This is a genomic window from Kosakonia radicincitans DSM 16656 (assembly GCF_000280495.2).
Taxonomy (GTDB): Bacteria; Pseudomonadota; Gammaproteobacteria; order Enterobacterales; family Enterobacteriaceae; genus Kosakonia; species Kosakonia radicincitans.
Window position 1 is genome coordinate 5,260,862 of record NZ_CP018016.1, and the last position, 22,391, is coordinate 5,283,252.

Annotated in this window: 23 protein-coding genes; 2 read left to right on the top strand and 21 right to left on the bottom strand. The window is 58.0% G+C overall.

The genetic code is table 11. From position 1 onward, the window contains the following. Positions 1 to 183: 183 nt before the first annotated feature. Both Y71_RS25315 and Y71_RS25320 read left to right on the top strand, forming a co-directional pair. On the top strand, positions 184 to 1,248 hold the full coding sequence (locus Y71_RS25315) for an HNH endonuclease signature motif containing protein (protein WP_007372611.1): 1,065 nt from the start codon (positions 184 to 186) through the stop codon (positions 1,246 to 1,248). A 9-nt stretch (positions 1,249 to 1,257) separates the two neighbouring features. Then, positions 1,258 to 1,764 (top strand): YrhA family protein, encoded by a 507-nt coding sequence (locus Y71_RS25320; RefSeq protein WP_035943488.1) that lies wholly within the window; start codon positions 1,258 to 1,260, stop codon positions 1,762 to 1,764. A gap of 160 nt (positions 1,765 to 1,924) precedes the next feature. Here the strand turns inward: Y71_RS25320 and Y71_RS25325 are convergent, their stop codons facing one another. The 21 genes from Y71_RS25325 to pilL2 all read right to left on the bottom strand — a co-directional run bounded on the left by Y71_RS25325 (position 1,925) and on the right by pilL2 (position 22,347). After that, on the bottom strand, positions 1,925 to 2,686 hold the full coding sequence (locus Y71_RS25325; protein WP_007372609.1) for a TIGR03747 family integrating conjugative element membrane protein: 762 nt from the start codon (positions 2,684 to 2,686) through the stop codon (positions 1,925 to 1,927). After that, positions 2,667 to 4,784 carry a type IV conjugative transfer system coupling protein TraD gene (traD, locus tag Y71_RS25330; RefSeq protein WP_007372608.1) on the bottom strand — a complete coding sequence of 706 codons (2,118 nt, stop codon included), beginning with the start codon at positions 4,782 to 4,784 and terminating at the stop codon, positions 2,667 to 2,669. The genes Y71_RS25325 and traD overlap by 20 nt, the downstream gene beginning before the upstream one ends. After that, positions 4,781 to 5,557, bottom strand: coding sequence for a hypothetical protein (locus tag Y71_RS25335; RefSeq protein WP_007372607.1), 777 nt, complete (start codon positions 5,555 to 5,557; stop codon positions 4,781 to 4,783). The genes traD and Y71_RS25335 overlap by 4 nt, the downstream gene beginning before the upstream one ends. Before the next feature lie 3 nt (positions 5,558 to 5,560). Beyond that, the gene (locus Y71_RS25340; RefSeq protein ID WP_007372606.1) at positions 5,561 to 5,935 is read right to left on the bottom strand and encodes a hypothetical protein; all 375 of its coding nucleotides are present in this window, start codon (positions 5,933 to 5,935) and stop codon (positions 5,561 to 5,563) included. Positions 5,936 to 5,949: 14 nt separating this feature from the next. Continuing rightward, on the bottom strand, positions 5,950 to 6,594 hold the full coding sequence (locus Y71_RS25345; RefSeq protein ID WP_007372605.1) for a restriction endonuclease: 645 nt from the start codon (positions 6,592 to 6,594) through the stop codon (positions 5,950 to 5,952). Continuing rightward, positions 6,594 to 7,124: an integrating conjugative element protein gene (locus Y71_RS25350; RefSeq protein ID WP_007372604.1), complete on the bottom strand. Its 531-nt coding sequence runs from the start codon at positions 7,122 to 7,124 to the stop codon at positions 6,594 to 6,596. The genes Y71_RS25345 and Y71_RS25350 overlap by 1 nt, the downstream gene beginning before the upstream one ends. Continuing rightward, positions 7,121 to 7,732, bottom strand: coding sequence for a transglycosylase SLT domain-containing protein (locus Y71_RS25355; RefSeq protein ID WP_007372603.1), 612 nt, complete (start codon positions 7,730 to 7,732; stop codon positions 7,121 to 7,123). Before Y71_RS25355 ends, Y71_RS25350 begins: the two co-directional genes overlap by 4 nt. Continuing rightward, a complete protein-coding gene (locus Y71_RS25360) occupies positions 7,711 to 8,424 on the bottom strand; it encodes a TIGR03759 family integrating conjugative element protein (RefSeq protein WP_007372602.1) in 714 nt (237 codons plus the stop codon). The genes Y71_RS25355 and Y71_RS25360 overlap by 22 nt, the downstream gene beginning before the upstream one ends. A 17-nt stretch (positions 8,425 to 8,441) precedes the next feature. Beyond that, positions 8,442 to 9,299, bottom strand: a complete 858-nt coding sequence (locus Y71_RS25365) for a hypothetical protein (RefSeq protein WP_007372601.1) — start codon at positions 9,297 to 9,299, stop codon at positions 8,442 to 8,444. A 118-nt stretch (positions 9,300 to 9,417) separates the two neighbouring features. Continuing rightward, entirely contained in the window at positions 9,418 to 10,578 is a 1,161-nt protein-coding gene (locus Y71_RS25370) for a site-specific integrase (RefSeq protein ID WP_007372600.1), read from the bottom strand. A gap of 810 nt (positions 10,579 to 11,388) precedes the next feature. Beyond that, on the bottom strand, positions 11,389 to 12,720 hold the full coding sequence (gene pilV / locus Y71_RS25380) for a shufflon system plasmid conjugative transfer pilus tip adhesin PilV (protein ID WP_230159793.1): 1,332 nt from the start codon (positions 12,718 to 12,720) through the stop codon (positions 11,389 to 11,391). Positions 12,721 to 12,725: 5 nt separating this feature from the next. Next, positions 12,726 to 13,382 carry a prepilin peptidase gene (locus Y71_RS25385; protein ID WP_007372595.1) on the bottom strand — a complete coding sequence of 219 codons (657 nt, stop codon included), beginning with the start codon at positions 13,380 to 13,382 and terminating at the stop codon, positions 12,726 to 12,728. Then, on the bottom strand, positions 13,379 to 13,858 hold the full coding sequence (locus Y71_RS25390) for a lytic transglycosylase domain-containing protein (protein WP_007372594.1): 480 nt from the start codon (positions 13,856 to 13,858) through the stop codon (positions 13,379 to 13,381). The genes Y71_RS25385 and Y71_RS25390 overlap by 4 nt, the downstream gene beginning before the upstream one ends. A gap of 4 nt (positions 13,859 to 13,862) precedes the next feature. Next, the gene (locus Y71_RS25395) at positions 13,863 to 14,459 is read right to left on the bottom strand and encodes a type 4 pilus major pilin (RefSeq protein ID WP_007372593.1); all 597 of its coding nucleotides are present in this window, start codon (positions 14,457 to 14,459) and stop codon (positions 13,863 to 13,865) included. A 9-nt stretch (positions 14,460 to 14,468) separates the two neighbouring features. Then, positions 14,469 to 15,584 (bottom strand): type II secretion system F family protein, encoded by a 1,116-nt coding sequence (locus Y71_RS25400; RefSeq protein ID WP_007372592.1) that lies wholly within the window; start codon positions 15,582 to 15,584, stop codon positions 14,469 to 14,471. Beyond that, on the bottom strand, positions 15,574 to 17,148 hold the full coding sequence (locus Y71_RS25405; protein ID WP_007372591.1) for a GspE/PulE family protein: 1,575 nt from the start codon (positions 17,146 to 17,148) through the stop codon (positions 15,574 to 15,576). Before Y71_RS25405 ends, Y71_RS25400 begins: the two co-directional genes overlap by 11 nt. A gap of 7 nt (positions 17,149 to 17,155) precedes the next feature. After that, positions 17,156 to 17,653, bottom strand: a complete 498-nt coding sequence (gene pilP, locus Y71_RS25410) for a type IV pilus biogenesis protein PilP (protein ID WP_007372590.1) — start codon at positions 17,651 to 17,653, stop codon at positions 17,156 to 17,158. Further along, positions 17,640 to 18,920, bottom strand: a complete 1,281-nt coding sequence (gene pilO2, locus Y71_RS25415; protein ID WP_071532028.1) for a type 4b pilus protein PilO2 — start codon at positions 18,918 to 18,920, stop codon at positions 17,640 to 17,642. Before pilO2 ends, pilP begins: the two co-directional genes overlap by 14 nt. A 2-nt stretch (positions 18,921 to 18,922) precedes the next feature. Beyond that, positions 18,923 to 20,596 carry a PilN family type IVB pilus formation outer membrane protein gene (pilN, locus tag Y71_RS25420; RefSeq protein WP_007372588.1) on the bottom strand — a complete coding sequence of 558 codons (1,674 nt, stop codon included), beginning with the start codon at positions 20,594 to 20,596 and terminating at the stop codon, positions 18,923 to 18,925. A 19-nt stretch (positions 20,597 to 20,615) separates the two neighbouring features. Beyond that, a complete protein-coding gene (gene pilM, locus Y71_RS25425; protein ID WP_007372587.1) occupies positions 20,616 to 21,059 on the bottom strand; it encodes a type IV pilus biogenesis protein PilM in 444 nt (147 codons plus the stop codon). Between the two features lies 1 nt (position 21,060). After that, a complete protein-coding gene (gene pilL2 / locus Y71_RS25430; RefSeq protein ID WP_007372586.1) occupies positions 21,061 to 22,347 on the bottom strand; it encodes a PFGI-1 class ICE element type IV pilus protein PilL2 in 1,287 nt (428 codons plus the stop codon). Positions 22,348 to 22,391: the final 44 nt, after the last annotated feature.

The window sequence follows — 22,391 nt, forward strand, 5'->3', positions numbered from 1 at the left end:
TTTATGTGTCAGCGAAAATTAATAACGGAAGCCTCTGGCATACAATCAGAATAAAACAGAACGGCCCAACGCTTGTCGCTTCGTTCCCTTTTTGCGGTGTAACCACGGGGCATTACCCAGATTTTGCCTTTTTTCACGTATACGTAATAATCAGACGTGTAACAACAAACTAAAGGGATGTTTATGCTTCATAACTGTGTGGCAAAGTCACTGGACGACATCTGGTTTGAGGATATTCCCTACATTATCCATCCGGATACGGCGGTGCGAGACCTCGGTGATACCGCCCGGGAAAACCGAATCTTTCAGGAGTGGAATTTGCCGCAGGGATACAACCGGTTTGTCAGCCGATATCACCAGTTCCACTGGCAGCGCCCCTGGATGGCGTATCGGGACACTCTGGACGATATCAGGTCCGGAAAGGTCGTTCTGCTGAGAAAAAATATGCCCGGCCATGCCATCACTGGCGTGTTAACTTCGTCCGGGAACCTCCGCAGTGATCTGCCCCTGTTCCTTAATTCGCGGCTCAGCTACCTCATCTCACATCAACTGAAACGACCGGTTTGGTACGTTCGCCCGTCAGCGCCAGCGCAGCATGCTCAGACAGCAAAAACTATCAACAGTAAAGCCGCCGGTCGGCTTCTGGCCGCTGGGGGTATCTATAACGGAAACGTTGAGGGTTTCCGACAAACGGCGGAACAGCTCGGTGGCGATGCCATAAAGGGATATGACCAGGTATTAAACGAAACAACCTCAGGGATGATGGTTGCTGCGGCATCACTTCTGGTAGTCAGAAACCCGATGTCGGCTGAGGAACTCACCAGTTATCTGGGAAAATACAAGAAAGCCCATGTATTGCTGGATGACATGAACGTCACCCAGCTTAACTACCTTCGCCGTGACCGCACCGAGTACAATGCGCTACGCGGGCAATTCAACAACACTGTACGGCCCGCTTTCCTTAAGTCCCTTTCCGATCACCCTGACGCACTGTCAACGTTTGATTCGAACGATATCCTCCGCCTTGCCAACGGGAATGTACCGTCAGGATGGCAGGTTCACCACAAAATCCCGTTGGATGACGGTGGCACTAATAATTTTGATAACCTGATATTGATCCAGAACTCGCCTTATCATTCCGCTCTATCAAAGACACAGGCGATCATAACCAAAGACCTCCCTTACAATGCCAGCACTGAGGTTTTGTGGCCTTCGCCGAATGGGGTAATTTACCCGGTAAGGAAGTAAAATATGTCTATGAAAGATACAAAACAGCTGATCGGTGACTTCAATACTCTGATGGTTGCCAATAACTATCCGGTTGTCAGCCCGGTAGAACAGAACGTAATGTCCGACCTGATGCGTAAAGCGCCCCCTGAAGAATGGGATGCGCAGAAAACTTCCGTTTACGAAGATATTCAGAGCCTCCTGATTAACCGGAAAGACTACTCTGATATGTTCAAAATCATGGACGGACTGGAGTTCAACGGCCTGACGCTATACAACTTAGTACAGGCAGAAAACGGCGAACCTCTGTGGTCCAATATCTACGTCCGCAACTTTGAGACAAGAGACAATGAAATTTATGTTGACCCGAATCTCACAGATAAAGTGCTGATTGGTGAAGATGGTATGTCCATATTCGTTTACAGCCTCAAAGGAGACTGTTTTCAGATCCGTGATAAAGCATCGACAGAATATGTGATTGAGTCTCATGAAAAATTCAGTGATTTTTTAACTGCACTGTTCCAGACAGTTAACTGATTTCCTGCAGCATCCGATACACGACAGTAACCAGCCCGCAGCGGCCAGGGAGAATGTCTGTAGCGATCATGATTCGGAAGGGATCGCATTGAACAAAAAAAGCCCGCACCAACTGCGGGCTTCCGGGCATCTTCCCGAAAACTGTACTGCGGGTGACTTTCTAGAGGTATTTTTTGAACGAGCCGGTCACCACGGCCAGCACACCACCGACCAGCAAGGCTGATGGCAGCAACAGCAGATTCGGCCACACCGCAGTTGGCCATGCCAGATAGAGCATGCAGGGGCCATACAGGGCGGGTTTGATAAAGCGTTTGGCATGGTGATACACAAAGCTCGATTCATACCCCGCGCCGTAGCGACGCAGGTCACGTCTGACCAGCCCGTCCACCACGCCCGTGATGACAACCAGCGCGAACAGCGGCAGGCTGAGGAACAGGATCATTACCCGGATGAAGAATATCAGCGTGACCCAGACCGTGGCCTGAAGGTAAACACCCAGCCAGCTCACAAGCGTGGCTCCGATTCCGTTCAGCGCCGGAATAAGCCCGCTACCTTTTTCGCTCAGGGATTTAAATGACTGCAGCCAGCCACTGAACCCGCTATCCACAAACAGCCACTGCCAGGCAACGTGCACCCACCGGCTGACTGTCTCAACCGGGGCGGCCATCAGCAGACTGCGCGTATACCCTTCCGAGAGCCAGTGGCTTTCTGCCACCATCACCTGATAGCTGTGGGCCGCGCCTTCTTCCGGCCACAACAGCGCTATACAGACATACTCGATAAGCAGGCTGACCAGGAGTGAACCGAGCAACACACCGATAAGGCCCATCGGGAAATCCCAGAGCAGCAGGCCAATCGGACCGGACTGTCGCTGTCGGGGCGTCGCGCTGCGCTGCCCGTTCTCACTGTCCTGCTGTGGCATCCGGCCCTCCTGCATACGTTATGTCACCACCGGTCCACCAGGTTTCCCCGGTGTGGTAGTTTTTCTCCATACTGTCGGCCAGGTGTTTCAGGCTGGCTGGCATATGTGGATCGTTGTTATCCGCCGGCAGCGGCATGCGGATTTTCCACAGTCTTCCCCCTTCCAGCAGCGCAAAGGCCTGGCCTTTCGGCAGATTGATGATGTCTGCGGGTCTGATCATCGGTACTTTTACCAGACTCACCTGGTCGTTGACGTTGCTGTTAAAGTCCGTGCCTTCCCCGGGACGTGAGACGTCAGTGACACCCGATGTCAGCGTTTTCTGGTAGACATCCACTTCCGGGAGCTGATCGGTGAGCAGCATGGCGGTGTTTTTCTCGCGCACGCGCAGCATCACCAGAGTGTTGAAGTTACCCACCACCTGGTTCGCTTTGGCCGTACTGCCGATGCGGGCCTCGATGTCAGAAAGCGTCTGGGTGTAAGCCGTCACCTGAAAACCGGCACCACCGCCTTTGTTAATAAGCGGGATAAATTCATCCCCCATCAGCTCGTTAAACTCATCGCAGTGAAGGTTGATGGCCACCTTTGCGGATTTCCCCTCTTCCTCATCACCGAGACCGAACTTATAGATGTGGCCTCCCTCAGACACGAGGTCTGCGAACATGCTGTTTCCAACGGCGGCGGCCACCACCGGGTCGGAGAGTGCATCGAGGCCCACGTACACCACGCCTCGGGACTTGATGATATTGTGCCAGTCGAGAATTGGACGCGGATCGTCCAGGTCGGTGTAGTCGGGGGCGAGAAGCGCGGCCGTTTTGCCGGTAGTGAGTTTCTCCAGTAGTGGCAACAGGGATGCCACAATTTTATCGAAGTAGGTGCGATCGTACTGCACCGCGCTGCGCAGGCCGTCCAGCACCGGGTCCCAGAGTTTTTTCCCCTCCGGGCTGCCGAGCACCTGCTCTGACACCCAGATTTTCACGCCGTTAGGCCGTCCCTGGAGATGACGCGGCAGGTCCTTATCGCTGATCCCGCTCTGCATCATGGCTTCCGTTGTATTCATCAGCTGCGGCGCCTTTTCGCTCAGCAGGTTATCCACGTAAGTCTCATACAGCTCACCGATATTGGTGACATACCGCAGAATGAGGCCGTAGTCCGGGCGTTGTCCGAGGGCGACCAGCGCGCGGGTGATGATATTGACGAACCGCCAGGCAAATTCACGGAATGCCGCGGAGTTACCTTCCCCCGAGAGCTGACCGGCCACGCGGGAGGCCACCTCGGAGATACGGCTGAACCGTCCGACGGCGTTATACCGGGCGCTGATATCGGGCCAGCCGAGGTGGAACACCCAGAAGTTATCCTGACGCCCCGCGCGGTGCGACTCTGCGTACATCCGCCGGAGCAGGTCCGCGTCCCCTTTGGGGTCAAACACAATGACCACCTCGTGTTCACCGGCGGCGTTTGTGCGGCGGATATCCTGGGTGATAAGCAGCTCCGCCAGTCGGGTCTTGCCCACGCGGGTCGTGCCGATAACGAGCATATGCCCGACGCGTTCGCCGAGATCGTAGGTCACCGTAGTCTCATCAGGCTCGACACCGTGATACACCGGGCTGCCCCCGACCGGGGGTAAAGGGCGAAAAGGGTTGAGCGCCGAATCCGTGCGGGTCAGCCGGCACAGCCAGGGGAGGCTGTACTCCATCTTCTTTTCCATCTCACGCGCCATGCGGTACAGCACGGAGGGCTGCACATAGATTTCGCACTCCGGCCGACGCGCCTCAATCAGCCGCTGGGTATGACGCACAGACCACTGAAAACCTTTCCCCAGAAACAGATGGCGCCGGCTGACCGGTATCTGTTCGCTGGTCAGTACATAACGGGGAAGACGGCGGATATTCTGCCGGTAGCGCAGAATTTTCATGCCCTCGCGGGTGCGCTTCAGGGCCAGAACGCCGAAACCGGCGGCCGTCACCCAACTGACAGAAGGCGAGAGTGCCACCGCCCACGGGGCGGTCAGGCAGATACAGGTCGCACTGGCCGCAACCGTTGCGGAATACAGTTCCACAGCCGGGCGCAGCAGGGATTCCATCACATAGCGATCGCTCATGTACGCCCCCTGCTGGTCAGCCGGCTGAAAAATCCGGGACGTTTTGTTGCAGTACGCTTATCCCGCCATGCCATCAGAGACACAAGCAATTGCCATCCCTCATCCGGACACGAAAAATCACGCGGTGCAGCCAGTGCGCTGATGTCCAGGTTGTCAGCGTGTTCCCTGCACCATGACCCCACACTGAAATACAGCGACGTGGAATAGATATCGGTTTTCCAGCCTGCGGTATCCTCCCGGGCGCGATGAACGCGGTTGACATTCAGGTCCATGTGAAAGCCCTGTGCCGCATGCTGGCTCAGTTCCTCACGAAGGGCCAGATACACGGCCAGCAGGGGTTCATCGAACTCATAATGGTTCAGATGCACGCCATGCAGATACGCCATTTCCCGCTCATGAAACAGAAACCGTGCCAGACCGCTGCGGTGATTGCCGTCAGCACCGATATACCAGTCAATACCGTCATAGCTGTTGTAATACATGGAAGGTTTTTTACGGTCAGTCTCCAGATAGTAACCCGGATTACGCTCCAGCATCGGTATGTTCCGGTCCATGCGTTTACCCCGGTGCAGAAACTCATGCCAGGTCAGCCCCTGATAGTCAGGATGGTCGGTGCCTTTTATGCAGAACACATTAATACTGCCCTGATCGGTCCAGTAATGCCGGCGGAGAAAACCACCGTACAGGCGCAACTTATGGTCATCCCATTTGCCGATAACCTCCCCCGCCCAGTGTGGCGGGTTAGCATCCGTTCTCGCCAGAAAATCACTCATCGCTTATCTCCCTTTTCGCTGAGCCGCATTATCCGGCCAGAAATCAGGGAGAACCGTAAAACGGCGAATCAGGTAAACCAGTTCAGACAGTGCACCGGCTACGCACAGCGGGGTATACGCCCCGGGGAGCAGGTGAATCACCCGTAAGAGGCCCTGAGCCAGCACATCCGGGGTGAACGACGGACTGATAAAAACCGCAACAGGCACGGCGATCAGTACCGCGAGTACCATGCAGCAAAAGATAATGAGGGGACGCAGAATACATATTCTGAGCACACACTGCACGAGGACGAAAATGACCATCGAGGCCGTTTTTGCCGCCTGAGAGGTAACCAGGTCGACGATGCGGTCTGTCAGGGAATACAGCATTCTGGGCATAGCAATGTTCCTTCTTAATCGCGGATGACGGGGGATGGTGCCGGTTCTTTACGTTGACTTTGTGGGGTGAGGGAGCGGTGTGGCGGTCTGGTCAGTGTGTCCATCCAGCGCCGGTCACCGGACAGCAGCCAGAGCAGGCGCTGCCCGCTGATAAGGATGATGCCGTCATAGCGGCGAAAGGCTTCCCGGCTGACCTCGCCGGTCCGGCCGGTGTGAACGAACAGCCCCGGACACCCCTCGCGCTCTGTCAGTAACCCGAATACCGAAACATGCGCGGCACTGATGGTGGCGCTGTAACGTTTGGCCTGAATCAGCCAGCGACGACCGTTGATCCAGACCTGACCGTCTGCGCCGTTATCACCGCTGTAACGGGCGTTACGCTGTATGCGCAGGCCCTGCCGGGAAAGTGCCGTCAGCAGCATTTCCTCGAACACATACGGGTTCATCTTACGCAACCAGGCCATCCTTGCCGCCTCGTCGCGCAGCTGTGGCAGGCGAAGCAGCGCCCGTGCGGCCTGTTTCTGATAGCGACGATGGCGGCGCTGACTGACAGTGCGCGGTTTTAATACCAGGAATGCCAGCACTACCGCCCCCGTCATTGCCAGGACAGACAGTCCCCTGTGCGGGTTCAGCAACTCAGCGATAAGGGAGGCCGGCATCACTGTGATATCCCCGTTGCGGTGATGAGGGCAGGATAATGCGTCAGTGCCAGGCGACGGGCCAGGTCACCGCCGCTGACAGGCACCATTGCCACCCCCGGCGCCAGCTGACGCAGTGCGTTTAATCCCTGCTCATCCCTGACACTGATAACCATGCCGGTTGCCTGCATGCGGCTGAGCGTGGTGGCGTGCTGCGTGAGCCACTGACGGGAAGACGCATCGTCACCCAGTACAAACACCGGCGGCATGCCGGGAAGATTCAGCGGCCGGGCGGCGACAGCGCCTGGTGACATTTCAGGCGTGCTGACCGGCAGCATGTCGGACAGGGAAAGCGATGCCGGCGGTGGCGGGAGAACGGGCGACTCCGTTGCAGACTGACCCGGACCGGCATTGATGGCGTCAAACAGCGGTCCTGTGGATTCACCGCCGAGGTCGCCCACCACGGTCAGCGTGGCAGAGGCACTAAAGGCACTGGTCAGCAGCCCTGAAAAAAGCGTGAAAACAAGGGTATAACGAAGCATATTTTTCATTGCGGTTCAATCCAGGAAAGAGAATTTCGGGCCAGTAACCCGGGCTGACCGACGGCCGCCGGTGTACCGGTCATGGCTATCTGACTGAGCTTGCGTCGCACAATGGCCATATAGGTTGCCGCGTGTGCACCGCCTGACGGATGGTGGTAGCAGCCCGCCGCACGAAGCCAGCTGCCGGGGCGGGCGTCATAGCAGGCCCGCAGGATACGGGCCGCTGCGCGAAGATTGGTGTACGGATCAAACGCATCACGGTACGTCGGGAAAAAATGCCCGTTCCAGCCCAGGTTCACCTGGGCCACACCGACATCAATATTTTTCAGCGGCCAGCGCTGCATAAACCCGAGCAGCGCCGTAAAGGCCTCTTCACGCGTGCTGTAATGGTAACCCCTGCCTGCCACGTTAATGGTCCAGGGCCACGGCTTCGCACCCCAGGCAGTTTTGCGGGTGCTTTCGGCCATTGCCAGCGAATACAGTGACTCCGCCGGCACCCGCTCAGCGGCGGCTATCTGCCGGTACGCATCAGGAATAACCTGCAGGTCTGTGGCGCCGGACGCCGCTGTTGCAAACAGAATCCCGGCACCCAGCATCAGAATGCGGCGAGCTGCCATCCGTTTTCCCCCTGCTGCAGAATCACCGGCATCTGGCCCTGCCCGTAGCGCAGCCACAGGCCACCGTCGTGGTTGAGCGTTATCTGGCGGCTGCGGACTTTTTCCACCGGGATGTTGTGACGGATGGCCCAGGTACGGATGGCCTCATCGCTGTTTCCGCCGACCAGATAAATATCGACGGGACGGTCGTCGGCGAGCACGGCCGCCAGACGCGCATCGCAACGCGAGCAGTTCTCTTTCACAAACAGGGCGAGACGCCCCTGTGTGTCGTGCGCGATACCCGCCGCATTGCTGCCCATGTTGACGGCCAGCGTCTCCGGATACAGTCGCAGCCAGGCAGCATTGATTTCGCGCTGAAAGGCCAGCTCCTTTTCGCTTCGCTGGTATTCGTGCCTCACCCAGAGTTCAGCCAGGCGACGGCGTTCAGCACTGTTATCGGTTTCCACACCCAGCGCCGTCAGCGGGTCAAGGCCCGGTGACATAATGCCGCGATCCCCCTTCATCAGGGTCTGATAACGGCTCCAGTCGCTGTCAGACAGTCCCCACTGCTGCGCCTGCTGCTGCGCACTCAGCACTCCGGTGGAGGACTCCTGCGATGTGGATATGCTGCTCTGCGCGGAGGAAGTCCTGACCGTGGCAGCGGAGGTCATGAGCGGCACCAGAAACAGTGAGGCCATCAGTGTTTTTTTCATCAAAGCGTTATCTCCGTTTATTCAACCTGAATCCGGTGTTCGCGGCCGTTTACCAGAAAGACAGCAGCACCGCTGCCCTCCGTTGAGCGCAGCGTCCAGCCCAGCATGGCATCCCCCGGTGAGAGCAGGCGCATGGCCGATATCTGCGAGACACCGCGGGGAATGACGACGGCGAAGGTCTGACCACCACGGCGTTCAATGCCGGTCAGCACAAACGGTGCAGCCGGCGTCACCGTACGCCTGGCTGACCGGTCAGTCTTTTTTACAGCGGCGCCCACCCGGGGGGGCACTGCACCAGTGCTGGTCCGGGGCTTTTCAGGCGCCGGCGTTTTCTGCGTGAGTTCCGCCTTACGGTTAATCTCATCAAGCTCGGCCCGGGACTGCTGTACATCGTGTTCAAGAGAGCCCACGCGTGACTGCAGCTGAGTCACCGCCCGGGTGTTGTCGTTGCCGGCCTCCTGAAGCTGACTGACGGATGTTCTCAGGGCGCTCTGCTGCTCACCGGCCGACTGCACAGCAGCAGGAAGTGAGGCAAGCGTGGCCGCCTGCTGTTCGAGCGTCTTCAGGCGCGCTTCCATCGCTGAAATATTTGAGGTGAGCTGGCCTATCTGGCCGCTGCGGAATGCCGCATCGAGTGTGTTAACACGTATGGTCAGGTCTGAAACCTGACGCCCCATGACAACCAGCGCGATCAGGGAACCCGTCAGACTGACAGTCAGCAAAATGATGCTGCCAGTCTGAAGAATTTTTCGGGGGCTGAACGGAAGCCGGATACGTGGCTTAACCGCAGCAGCGGACTGCACCTCCGGCGCACTGACCTGATGCTCAGGAGCTTCAGGGAGCAGTTCCTCGGGCGAGGCATGACTGAGTGACATACAGGGATTCCTTATGGCTGCACAGCAGAACGGCCATAAGGTGCTAAAACACGCCGTGAATGGCGATGATTAACTCATCAGCCATTTTTTAAAATTATTCCGGGGAGGGGATCACCGATTAAGTTCCGTTATCAGTGCCTGCTGCCTCTCCCCCTTTATGGAAGGGATTAATCAGTACGCGATGAGCTTCCCGGACGCCAATTTCACCTGGTGGCGGAAGCCTTTTACCGGCTCGCGCTGCCAGAGCCTGAATTCGCAGAAGATGTGAAGCTGCATTTGCCAGGGCTTCATCACGATTTACTGCGGTAATAGCCGTGTGCTCCAGGTCACTGAACTGCACCCGGAACAGGCCGCCGGATTCTGAAACCTCTGCCGGATAGGGAACAAATAACGTTGCCAGCTTCTGTGCCTGACGGCGTCGGGCATCCAGTTTGCTGACCAGCTGAGAGGCCCGAAGGTGTGTATACCGTTTCAGCATATTCATACTCTTATGGCCTGAGATCGCCGCCACCTCCATGACATTCAGCGTCCCGAGCTCGAACAAGCGGCTGACCGCTTCATGACGCAGATCGTGAAAATGGAGATCATGTATCTCCAGTTCAGCCAGAAGAACCCGCCATGCGCTTTTAAAACCATTTGAGGTGTAATCAAAAACCGGCCCCGTCACCGGCCCCGCAAACTCTTTCAGGACCTGTCGTGCTTTCCATGACAAAGGCACATCACGGGCGGTGCCATTTTTCGTGAGCGGCAGGTGAGCAATGCCCAGATGAAGATCCACATATTCCCAGCGCAGGGACAGAATTTCTCCCTGACGCATGGCTGTTTCCAGCGCCAGATGAAAAATGGCGAGAAGCTGCGGATTTTTCTGGCGGAGGGCGCGCGCAATCCGACGCTCTTCGGTGGAGGTCAGCCGGCGCGTACGCCCGGGGGACGCCGCAGGTTTACGAACGTGTTCGACGGGATTGTGTGAGCAGGTTCCCCATTCGATACGCGCAAGATTATACAGCGCCGAAAGTAAGGCCAGTTCAAGCCTGACCGTATTGGGACTCACAGTACGTCCTGTACGGTCGCTCACCGTATTCAGCCTCATATCACGGTAATCAGCGATATCCACGGAGGTAATCTCATCCATGCACTTCAGTGACAGCGCTGAACGTTTGATAACGTTGATGCGGTAAAACTCCTGAAGATGACCACGTTTGTGGACAGAGACCGCACTGAAATATTTATCCAGTGCTTTTGCCAGTGGCATTTTTTTTATCCGATTCCTGACCGCCATGGTATTCCCCTGAAAAATCAGGAAAGATATCACACTGCTGTCAGACATCACTGTCAATCCGGTGTGTGGCAAAGCACCAGTCTTGGGGGATTCCAAATGGTACAGGGGAATAGCGCATGCGGAGCAAATACATTATCAACTGCTGTTTGCCCTAATGGGATGCGAGTCATTTCTGGCGGTTGGACTTTAACCGGATGGTCTGGAAATGACGGTCATAACTCTCCCGACCAAAGTATCCCTGGTAGCGCCAATACATGGCGGATAGTCACTGGAGGGGGGAATAATAATGGTCAATGTCTTGCAGCAGTAGCTTATTGCTCAAGGTAAATTATCTTCCTGTCAATCCGGTGTGTGGCAATCCAGTGGAGGATCAGGCCTCAGGGTCTGTGCAAACTACTGTGGAGGGAAATGGCCGCTGGAAGTTGGAAAAGTTAACCATGATGGAGACTGGTCATCCTGGAACACCCTGGGAGAGGGGTGTGGCGGTGGATATTCCATGAATTGGTTAACCCCTGTTTTCTGCAGCATTAACTGACTGTCAATCCGGTGTGTGGCGAAAAAGCACAGTTGCACTACAGCGAACCACATGGACAGTATCAGGAACGGGTGAGAATTATGGCGATGTGTGTCAGGCATATATTCAGTCATCCGGAATGATTAATGATGGGTGGGTAGCTTCTGGTTCTGATGCGTGTACGGAGGATGGTGAATACTGCACTTACGATAACGTCCGTTGTTACGCCGTCCGTTTGCAGTGACTGTCAATCTTACACCGGCCATATTTTCCTACCACTTGAACCGGAGATGAACCTAATCGCACGGAATTACATAGTTAGACTGGACAGGTGTATCTATGGCCATCCAGGTATATGGTCGGCCAGTTTTAAATGGATCATGCTGAGGATTTTGGTCCGCGCAAATTCCAGTAAGTAGTCCCCCAACATACGAAAGGACAGTACAGCGCGTAATGCCTATAGCACCCGGAAATGTATTCGATAAACACATAGAATTTGACTGTTTGGTCCACACACCGGATTGACAGGAAAGTATTGCGCCAGACGCATCACGGCTTACAAGCCCGTTTGGTGAACACGTTGCGCCCGCTGTGTTCACCCCATCGAGCTGCAGAACCTCACCGGTGGACAGGCGACCATCTGCCCGTACGCTACCACCGCGAACCTGACCGGCGGTGTAAATATTCTTGTTATTAACAACCCGAACCCAGTCATTATCGGACATATAAAAACCACCGCCATGTGTTTCATCCAGCCAGCCTTTCCCGTCCCGCGTAATGAACCAGCCATTATTCGAACGGATATCGTTATTGGCTGTAATGGTATTGCCGGCAGTGACATTTGTCCCGGCTGCGACGTTCTGTCCCGTTACCGTGCCGTTTGCCGTCATATTGCCACCGGCGGTCACGTTGCCGCTGAACGTCCCCGTTACGGCATTGACGGTTCCGGTATTGTTGAGGTCGTTGCCGCCCATATCGATGCTGGTATGCATAGTGTTGAGATCGGGCTTACCGGTGACCGAAAAACGGTAAAGCCGGTCACTTTCACCGCGAGCCACCCCCAGCTCATCCGTAGTCAGCAGTGTGGCAATATGCCCCTGCGTGCTGCTGACACCAAACTGTGCGAGAGGAACAGTCCAGCTCCCCATTGCGCCGGTGGCTATACCTGACGTCCAGATGTAGCCCCCCATGCCGGCAGAGATATCCATTGATATCTGACGCAGCGCGAGAAACGGCAGCGCAGAGCCGTTCTGCGTGTAGACAATCGCCTGCAGCTGGTCGGTGTTGGTGGCATTGCGTATCACCGCAGCGGAATAAGCCTGACCGTCAATGGTGGTCTCACTGAAGCCCTGCTCCAGAAAACCGGTATTTTTCAGCATGGCGGGGGTCACAATGACCGGCGCGGTGGTGGTGGCACTGGCGAGCAGCGTATCGTAATAACGCCCGGTATAACTCTTTACGGCCTGCGTGAAGCGGGACACCTGCGCGGAGGTGTTCATCCAGGTCCGTCTCTGCATCCAGTCGCTGATAAGCGAATATCCCCATACGCTGACCAGCAGCAGGATCACTAAAGCCGCACCTGTGCTGAGAATAGCCCAGCCACGATCGGTTGTTTTTGTTACGTTCACTGGTATCACCATGTAATAAGCGGCTGATAAAGTTTAAGCAGTGTCACTGACATCGCACCGGCACACAGCCAGGGGCCCATCGGCCCGCCCTCGCGGATGCGACGCACCGTTAACTGCCACAGGACAAAAAACATCACACCGGTCAGCAGGGCATAAAGCCCGCTGGCTCCACCGAGCCATGCGGCAATGGCACCGGCCAGCCACACATCGCCAAGCCCCAGACACTCGCGCCCCTGAATCTTCGTTGAGCCATATCGCCAGCCGCCGAATATCAACATCGCGATGACCGCAGAAAGGAGATGTTCCGTAAACCCCGGGTGCAGAAGTGCGGCAGTAAGCCCCGCAGTCAGGCAGCTCACCGTCATTTCGCGGGGGAGCAGTCCCGTCAGCGCATCGGTCAGCGTCATTCTGAAAAGAAACAGGCTGAGGAAAAAGGACAGAAGGCGGAGCATCGCCGGTGCAGGCGCCAGCAGCATGACACTGACAGCAGCGGCATACAGCCAGACTATCGCCGGACGCACAGGAGAACTGCCCCCGTTCCGGTGCCCCGATATCACCAGGTTAATACGGACGAGGATTGCCATAACATTAAACAAACCGAGACTAAGGGGAAAAAGGATGCCAAGCGTTGGCCACGGCATACTCAGCGTCAGCAGCGTCACAGTCTTACCCCCCGCTCTTTCAGTAAAAGGCGCCGGTAAATGGCATAAATCCGGTTGGCGTAGGATTCGCGCGTTTCATGGCGATCCTGACGAAACCCGGCGTTGTAAGAACCCAGACAGTTCCAGCTGATACCGCATACCTGAAAATGTTTCGCCAGAATCCAGGTGCCAATCTGCACATTGAGACAGGGACGGGTCAGCAGATCCTGCGGGCTGCGGATAACCCCCTGAGCCATCAGCGCCGGGATGTGCGAGGAGTTGACCTGCATCAGCCCGTAATCAGTGCTGAGCGCACGCCCGGTCTTTTTATCGCGATTAACATTCGTAATCCCCGGGCGCATACTGCTTTCGCCGGTGGCAATGGCTTGAATCAGCAGCGGATCGATGTGGTACTTTGCCCCGGCTGCGTCAAAGCAGAATGCCCCCGCGCGGGGGCTGAGCAGGATAAACAGCAGGAGGACTGTCAGGCGCAGCATGTCATCAGCCGTTGTGCGTGAAGACCAGGGTGTTGTTACCCGTCATACCGGTGTCAGCGGTACAGGCTTTGCCGGCATCTTCGGCGCTGACCAGACCGTCGCTGTAATCGGTGCTGTTGATGCTGATGGCGCTGAACGCGCCACCGGAGCCGAGCTGGGTGGCAATGGAGATACAGTCGGCCTGCGGTACTTTCTGCGTGGTGACGGAGAAACCATTATTGAATCCATTTGATGCCACCGGTGCCATGACAACCTGTCCACCGTAGCTGTTCCACATCGTCCCCGTGCCGGAACTGGCCGTCCCCTGAATCGTCCAGCCAGCTTTTGGCGCACCTCCCTGCTGAATCAGCGTGCCGGTCATGGTGGTGCCGCTGGTAAAGTTATACCCGCCCTGGGTCTGCTTGAGCTGCTGGGCATTGGTCACAACGGTCTGGATATTTGAGGTTTCCACCGCAACAGACTTTTTGCCAGAGAGACCCCAGACAAGCGCCCCGACAATGCAGATGACGATAACCGTAAACAGGGCAATGCTGCCGTGCTCAAGGATACCCCAGCCCCGGTCTGGCTGGCGCTGGTGATAATGTGATGTCTGAGATGACATAGTCGTTCCTTAATGTATGTTGAAGGTGTTCATGTCCTGAATCTGCATCACCATCAGCAGGATGAGTAAGAAGAAACTCATAATCAGAACGAGAGAAAAGAGTTTGGTGACATTCGCTTTACGGGCAACGCGTGTCAGCGCCTGTTCGAGCCAGCGGTCGGCATAGTTAGTGATGAGTGACCCGGCGCTGTTACCCTTATCCAGCAGCGAGAGGTAGTTCACCGCCTCGCGGCTGGGGAAGTCGTAACCGCTCTGGCGCAGCGCCATGCCCAGCGAGTCCCCCTCGCTCATACACTCCATTGCCGCTTCGATACGCTCCTGCAGCCAGGGCGGAGCGAACTCGTTGAGGATCTGCAGCGCCTTAAGCTCCTGCACGCCGGCCCCCAGCAGGGCCCCGATATTCATCAGGAAAACCGCCCCCTGTAGATCCTGGTAAACCGACCAGGGCATCAGAAAATCGGCAACACGACGCAGCCGGCCTCGCCAGCGCGGCAGTGACCAGAACGCCAGAATGACGCCCCCGACTGTGGCACCTGCTGCGGTCACACCCCACCTGTCGGTCCACTGTGCCACCCCGTTCATCAGCCCGAGTGCACCGGTCCAGCGTGCAGGGTCAGACATTTTGCTCAGGGTGGGCACCAGTGCCATGTTGTTGGCCAGCAGCAGCCCCGCGCTCAGCAGGGCCAGCGCTGACGGAAAGACCGAGGCAAAAACCACCTGACCAAGGATGCGCCGGCGGGCGACAATCAGCTTGTCAGCCTGCATCAGCGCACCGGGAATATTGCCTGTTTCCATACCGGCGCTGATAAGCGCCGCCTCTTCATAAGGTGCCCAGGCAGCCAGCACATCCTTCAGGGAGCGGCCCTCACGGTTGTCTTTCACACCCTCAAGGCAGTCCTGCACCAGTTCATAATAGGGGTGCCAGCGCCGGCCAAAGTCGGTATGCACCTCACCAATCATGGTCAGCGCCTCTTCCAGTGCTTTGCGGTTTTCCAGCAGAAAGCGCAGGGTTTCGTAAAACGGCTGGCGATACTGTCCGGTAAACGTTGCCCTGACCAGGCGATACCGAAGCTTTTCCGCCAGCGACAAATCACGCTCAGGCGAAAAACGGGTCTTAACCGACATATGGCACCTCACACTGCATGATGTCGTCTTCGTCCAGCGGACAGATAAGATCGCCTTCCAGCGGGTCAACGCGCCCCTCCGCGAGATAACGCAGCAGATGCATACGTCGGGTGATGCCCCCCTGGTTTACCCAGTACTGACGGGCAACGGCCGGGCCGTGAGACAACCAGATCTGCATCAGTCGGGCATCTGTGCGGACCACCTCGGCAATGGCCGTGCGACCGGTTACGCCGCGACTGACGATGCGACCGGTCAGCGGCACCGTTTTCTGGCAGTGAGAACAGCCCTCGTGATTACGGAAGAAGAGCTTGCCGGTGTCGCACACCCCCTCCACGGTGCAGTATTTTTCCAGGCGCGCGCGGGTTTCGCCGTCGAGTTCAGACGCTTTCACCTGCCAGGGAATCCGGCATTTTTCACACAACAGCGGCACCAGACGCTGGCCTATCAGGCCGGTGACCAGTGACGCATCCGCCAGAAGGTGGCGGTCAACGCCGAAGTGCTCCATACGGCGCAGGGCGCCGATGGCGCTCTGGGTGTGCAGGGTGGAGAACAGCGCGTGGCCGGTTTCACTGGCGTAAATGGCGGCGATGAGGGAATACAGGTCACGCATTTCGCCGTTCAGGATGGCATCCGGATCGAGACGCAGCGCGGAGGCATTGGCGTTACTCCAGGCGCGGCTGATGGCTTCCGGCGAGTTGTCAGCCGGCATGACGGGGGTCTGGATGGCGCCGGGAATACGTCCCTCCGGCGGGTTTTCCAGCGTCAGCAGGCGCTTTTTCCCCCCGGTCAGTTTCAGCCATATATCGCTGAACACACGCAGCGTGGCGCTTTTGCCGGAACCGGTAGGCCCGGTCAGCAGCACCATGCCTTCCGGCAGTCGAAGGATCTGCATAATAAGCTTTATCTGCTCCGGCAGAAAACCCAGCTGCGGCAGCCCGGGAATGCTATCGCCGTCATCAGGAATGAGTCGCATGACCACAATAAGCCCGTCGGGCGTGGGGCGGTGTTCATAGCGGGCGCCATACAGACCGGCACGGCGGGCAAACTTCGCATCGATGCGCCCTGACTGCTCGCGGCCGGCAAAAAATGACTGCTCGCGCACGTCGCACATGGAAAGATAGGAGGTGGAGGCCAGTGTCATCCCCTCCACATCTTTCACTTCATCCACCACTTCCAGCTCGCCGTGAATGCGCAACTGGACGATGCTGAGCTTACGGTCGGCGCTGATTTCAATATGGATATCAGACGCACTGAACTCGTTTCCCAGTTTCATATAACTGATGACCTTATCCTGCGATACGCTGATATCGCGACTGTTCAGATCACTTTCACTGACGCTCCGGGACAGGGCCAGCCCCTGACGCTCTGCCACTTCGCGCCGGCGGTTCAGCTCGCTCAGCGTCACAAACTCGGTCTTTGCCGTCGGATACTCGCGGGTGACATCCATCACCCAGCGCTGTATGGCCGGTTCTTTTCGCCGGTTACCGTCGATAAGCAGCGTCACGCCGCCGGACGGATGCTGTTCGGCAAACACAAAATCCATAATGTCTTTATCGGGCGTCATCGTTGCCTCAGAAGGAAAGTTCAGAATTGTCACTGAGGCGCACGAGCGTGGACGTGACCTCCGTGACCCGTTTAGCAGTGCCGGGGATCTGGTCACCTTTCGCCACCTCGGTGACGCCCCCGTCCGGCAGCACAATGCGGGCGCGCAGCTGTGTGCCGCGACCGTAAATCTCCTGCAGGCGCACACTGCCGGCACGCTTCTCCGTGCCAGACGTCGCGGCCGTTTGTGACGGGACGGGTTGCGTCATGAGCGGGGCTGACGGTTGCAGGGATGTCGCCAGATAATTACGGTCGGTACTCTGCCCGGACTGGCTTTCGCGCAGCTGCTGTTCCAGACGGGCGGTCTGGACTTTCTGCTCCAGAATCAGGTTTCTGGCCTGTGCGGCTTCCAGTTCCCCGAGGGTGACGTTCGGTGGCAGCGCATCGGCGGTGGTGGCTGACAGCGCGGGCCCGCTGAGCAGAACGGACAGCAGCAGCCCCGTCCGGGCGGGATTAATTCTGCGCATAAATGCTCCCCTTCATGGTGTATCCGAACTGCCCCTGCGGGCTCATGGTGATGGACACGCTGGTCAGGCGAAGCCCGGCGGCATCAAAATCCTGCAGCAGGCGCTCAGGCTGCAGACGCGAGCTGACGGAGAAGGTGAATTCCCGCCAGTCCTGGACGGGCGTGTTTTTTTCCTGACCCGGCGCGACGGCAGGCGGCTTCACCTCCGTGAATTTCACGTCCAGGTTGCGGCGCTGCAGGTGAGAGATAAACCGCATCAGTTGCGCATCGGCACCCGGCAGCGCTTCATCGGTGTACTCGCCTGCGAGGTATTTACGGAAGGGAATGAAAACATCACCATTTTTCCCGCCTTCCTGCAGGTTAAAAACGGCCGCATGCCCCAGCAGTTCACGGGCGCGGCGGGAGAAGTCTTCCACTGTTGAGCCGGGGGTGGCGACAAAGCGCAGCCGCAGTCCTTCCGGCACACACTCACCGTCGGTAAAACGCCAGCCGGCCACCGAGGCAAAAACTGGCTCCCGCGTCAGCCAGCAGTTGCTGAGCAGCACTGACACCGGAGGCTGTGAGGCCCACGGGTGCGGTGCACGGGCCGGGAGTGCTGGTTTATCGTGTTTCGGCGCCACACGGGAGCGAAACGCCTCCATCGCAGCATCCTGGTCTGCCTGCTGCTGCACGGTGTCGTGCCAGTAAACGCCGGCAGCCGTCGCCAGGGTGAGCACAACAGCCGGCAGGATGAGCGACATCGGTGCCAGGCGTTTTCGCAGGCGGCAGCGCCTGAGCTGTGCACCACTCAGCCTGTCCGTGAGCGTGGTGGCATCGCGGCCATCCTCAGCCGTGGCCGCACAGCGCAGGCCCGGCGCATCGGCATCGTTAAAGCGCAGAAAATTCTGTGCGGCTGACTCAATGAATGCCCGCGTGCCGGTCACGTCGCCCATCACGGAAAGCTGCCCCCCACTGGCTGCAAAGAACACCCACAGGTCTTCATCGCGGCTCAGACGGTAAATACCCCAGGCATTACCGCCTTCGGACAGCTGAAAAGCCACGGCAAGGGCATAAAGGCGGTGACGCACGCGTCCCGGGGAGACAACGCCCGCCATGGAAGCGCTGCCTCTGCCGGCCGTCACGCAGTGGGTGTCCGGCGAGGCCCTGCCCCGCAGACGAACCCTGAGTGCGCTGTGCTGCGGCGCCCAGTGAAGACCGGCCATCCAGTCGCGCCGGTGGTGCGTGAGACGAATACCGGTGCGGCGTGTTGTTTTTTTCTGTAATGACATCGTTACCTCAGCAGAACAGGGGTGATCATGATGACGAGCGTGGTACGGCCCCGCGAGCCGGTCTGACCGCCGCCCAGGATAAAGTTGCCCGGCGTAAAGGTGCCCTGCTTATCCGCCGAGACGTTCTGCTGTTCAGAACCGGTCAGGACCAGCGTCTGGCCCGAGCGCAGGTTGACCTTACGGGCGAGCCCTTCGGTAGAGGTGTCTGCGGTATCATTGCGGGTATTACCGTCCCGGCTGACAAAACTTTTGATATCCGGCGGGCTGGTATAACTGAAGGCAAACTGCAGCTGCACATCACCGTTTTCCTGAATGAAGGGCAGCATGGTCATGAACAGACCGGTGGTGACGTTGGTCGTGGTCATCGTTGACGTCACCCCCACGTTGGCGGTGGCCGTCGAGCTGGAGCTGGTCAGCATCCCGGTGGATTTCGAGAGCTGATAGGCCACCGGCGTAAGGTTGGCGGTCGGGTCGGTCTGGTTCAGCGCCATGCTGACGTTGCCCTGCTCAGACAGGGCATGAATGAGCAGGCTGGAGCCGGAGAATTTAGCGGCATTGCCGCTGGCCGTATCAAGAATGGAGATACCGGCGCTGGCGGCGGATGAGGAGGCGTTCGCCATTGAGCCGGTCAGGCTGGCACCCACGTTCTGCAGCGATTTATAGACCAGTCCCCAGTCCAGTCCCATCTGCTCGTTACGCGTCTGGTTGACGCTGACAATCTGGATATTAAGCTGGACCTGACGGCTCAGAACCTTGTTCTGGTATTCGATATAGCGACCGATACGATTCAGAACATCGGGTGTATCCGTTACGCTGAGCGTACCGGTGGCAGACGACAACCAGAAGCGGCCGGATTTTGGCGTCACCATCTGCTCAACCGTTTTTTTGATGTCATCGTACAGGTCGCTGTTCATGCCATAGTCGGTCTTCTGGTTCGAGCTGATGTCGCCGGTTGTCCCCCCGGATGTACCGCCACCGCTGCCGAGCTGATTACCGGAGCCGGAGTTGATGGAGGCACTGCTGTTCACCTTCGTGTTGAGGATGACGAGCTGAAAGGTACGCGTATCCTGCTGGTAGAAATACACGCCGCTGCTGTCGCTGCGCCATGACAGTCCCAGACCACTCGCTGCCATATCCAGCAGCCCGCGGATATCGCCCTGATATTTCAGGCCCCGGATAAGCGAAGGTGATGACTGAACGGAGACGGGCTGCGCAGACGTGGTGCCCATCTGTGACAAAGGTACGCGGCCATTATCATCCGGTGCCGGCAACTGACCGTTCATCTGCGACGTCACCACGCTGCCGGTGGAAATGCTGCTCAGTGCGGCAAAGGCATCCGGCGTGATGGAAACGCGGATGCCGCAGAGCGCGGTGATACGCTGCCCCAGCTCCGGCAGCGAAATCCCCTCCGGCCGGTTAATCGTAATCTGGCAGGCGGGCAGGTTCTTCTCATCCGGCGTGGAGATGACCGGCGTGACCGGCTGCAGGTTCACCCAGGGTTTATCGGACCAGACAACGGTGGGCTGAGTCAGGGTCTGGCGACTCTGCAGTACGCGCTGAGCGGTATCGGCCTGCCCCGAGGCCTCCTTGTCCATTTTGCTGATTTCATTCAGCGAACATGATGACAGCGCCAGCGCGGCGACCAGCGCTGTCAGGCAGAAAGGTAAACGCGGCATCCGCAGCTCCCTGATGAGGTTAGTTGAGGTAAACAATGCTGCCCTCCGTCACGCCGGACGGCAGGGACAGGTTCATATCGGTGCCGTCCGCCATCCGCAGCCGCCCGCCGCTGACGGTCAGCGCCAGTGCCGAGGTCACGGACTGCGTACGCAGTGCCGCATACACGCCATCAGTGGCGGGCACCCAGACCCAGAGGCGTCCCCCCTGAATCACGGTCTGAATACGGCTGTCAGGCGCGGGGACGATGCCGGCCTGTGCAGGTGTCACCGTGCCGTCAGCGACCGTCCGGCCGTGGCGCCAGTTGTTCACCGCATCCGCGGTGCGCAGCATGTCGGTGGCAAGCTGGTCAGGCAGGGTCTGCTGCAGCGACAGCCGGACGTGTTCAGCGGAGTGACGCTGCGCATCGCCGGCCATCAGCGCAATGACCAGACAGAAAACAAAGACGGGCAGCGCATAGCCCATATCAGTGCCCTCCGCCCGTCGGGGTATCGCTCACCGAAATCAGGCACTGAATGCGGTTAGCCTCGGCAAACAGCGGTTTTTCCGCTTTGCGGTAGAGGTCAAAGACCTGTACCAGGACGGATTCGAAGTTGCCGTGAAACACCAGAGGCGCATCAATACGGTAATCCAGTGATACCGGCCAGATGACCACCCAGTTTCCGCCATTGCTGCACGTCGCCTTTGATGCCCAGCCCGTCAGGGTCTCTTTCAGTGTGGAACCCGGTTCGGCGCGCCACGTCTGGCCAACTGGCTGAGGAGTGACCGGCGCCCCCGGTATAAATGAAGAAGCGGTCTGACCGGAGACGGGGGGAGCCGGCGGCAGTGAGGTGACGGGCCGGACGGGCACAGTCTGCCGGGCAGCGTTCACTGTAGCTGGCTGTACGGTAACCGGATGAACGGCTGTAACAGGGGTTTTCTGAGATGAGGCTGCTTTCGGTGCAACTGCAGGTGGTGGCACCGGCGGGCGCCCGGCGGGCGACAGCGCAGCAGACTTCTGTGCTGCAGGTGTCTTCGCCACTGTCAGTACCGGTGACGGGACGGACTGGTTCTGCGCCGTAAGTACCGGTTTTTGCACGGTGCCCGGGGTGCTGTTGATACTCGTATCACCGGTAAAGGGATTACGCGGCACAGCATTGACAGTGCCGGCGGCCCCGCCAGTCCGGGCTGGCTGTATGACCGGGGGGAGACTGACGGGTGCATGCTGTGACACCAGTGAGACCGGAGCCGGCAACGGTGCGGCGAAGCTGCGATACTGGTCCCGCAGTTCAAAGCAAATTTCACGGTTAACATCATCCACCTTCAGTCGCCAGGCCGGGCCGGCCACAATCTGCAGGGCTTCACTGAGCCGGACCGGACCGATATCACGCTGAACGGCCGGCAGTGGACGGCTAAGAAGTTCTGAAAATGCGGAGGTTGTGGCTGAGCACAGTGAATATCCGGACTCCAGCAGCAGATAGCGAAAGCCCTCACCGACCGTTTTGACCAGTTGCGCCGGCATGGTGATATCGACAATCTGATTGAGTGGATCGCGCTGTGCATCGTCCGGGCGCGTGCTGACCAGCGTATAACGGTCATAGCGAACCACGTCGGGGGCCCGGTTGCGGTAAATATCATCGAAGCGGGTGGGCTGCTGATAGCGGCCGTTTGCAAAGGGCGCGGGATCAGAAACGGCGCTGCTGCAGCCCGCCTGTATAACTGAACAGGCGAGGAGGGCAGCGCCCGTTGCCACACGTCTGGAAGGTACTGCCATCAGGATTCACCCCAGGATTAGTCTTAATCAGGAGTGCTATTCTG